Origin of the sequence: Hyphomicrobium sp. 2TAF46 (genome assembly GCF_052114865.1) — a bacterium.
Lineage (GTDB): Bacteria > Pseudomonadota > Alphaproteobacteria > Rhizobiales > Hyphomicrobiaceae > Hyphomicrobium_B.
Genome location: NZ_JBFRFO010000034.1, coordinates 1 through 512 on the forward strand (window position 1 = coordinate 1; position 512 = coordinate 512).

Annotated in this window: 1 protein-coding gene; it reads left to right on the forward strand. The window is 57.8% G+C overall.

Annotated elements, in window-relative coordinates; genetic code table 11:
- Positions 1–217: 217 nt before the first annotated feature.
- Positions 218–448: a YdeI/OmpD-associated family protein gene (locus AB4Z24_RS22535; RefSeq protein WP_441711898.1), complete on the forward strand. Its 231-nt coding sequence runs from the start codon at positions 218–220 to the stop codon at positions 446–448.
- The last annotated feature ends 64 nt before the right edge of the window (positions 449–512 follow it).

Consider the following 512-nt stretch of genomic DNA (forward strand, 5'->3'; position numbering starts at 1 on the left):
GGTAGTGTCTCAGTTTGAATGTCTGCCTTCGACCTCATCATGGACATTCCTTGATTTGGGAGGCAGAGTCGAAAGTCACCGATCTTCGCGGCGGCGATGAACTCGGCTCAGGTGAGTTCGCCCGGAGGCCAGTGTGACTAACGCGTTCTCCCATGGCACCGTCCACGAGGCAGGTGAAGACCTTAAAGCGGCAGTGCGATCAAATCCGAAGGTCTTGATGCTATGGGAAAACCTCACGCCGCTCGGCCGGAATGAGTTCATTTGCTGGGTCGATGACGCGAAACAGGCGACGACGCGCCAACGTCGTATCGAACGGACCTGCGACGAACTGCTGGAAGGAAAGAAGCGACCTTGCTGCTGGGCGGGTTGCATTCACCGCACCGATAAGGCGCCAGGCCGATGGCAACAGGCGGTGCTGATCGACAAGAAGGGAAAGGACCGCCGATAGACCGGCCCGCCAGCGAGCGTCGCCATTTCCCACCCCGAAATTGAATTCAAACTGAGACACTACC